Genomic DNA, 307 nt, shown 5'->3' on the forward strand with positions numbered 1-307 from the left:
TCTCCAGCGCCAGCACGCCCTGGATCTCGTGGGCCTTGATCATGGCGGTGAGCACCTCGCCCATGGTGAGGGGCTCCTCCCCGCCCGCCGTGCGCCGGCGGGAGAGCCAGTCGGCCCGCGCCAGTATGGCCCCCAGGTTATCCGAGGGGTGGCCCCACTCCGCCGCCAGCCAGGTGTCGTTGAAATCCAGCCAGCGCACCATCGCACCGATATTCCAGGCCGCCGTCACCGGGTCCAGCCGGTAATGTGTGCCTGGCACCTTCACGCCCCCGGGCAGGTCCGCGCCTTCCACCACCGGCCCCAGCAG

Annotated in this window: 1 protein-coding gene; it reads right to left on the bottom strand. The window is 71.0% G+C overall.

Features of this window, described 5'->3' with window-relative positions; translation table 11 throughout:
* The coding region (locus GBG68_RS14020; protein WP_193222360.1) for an MmgE/PrpD family protein at nt 1-307 on the bottom strand (307 nt) is incomplete at both ends.

Source organism: Alkalilimnicola sp. S0819, from assembly GCF_009295635.1.
GTDB lineage: Bacteria > Pseudomonadota > Gammaproteobacteria > Nitrococcales > WHIW01 > S0819.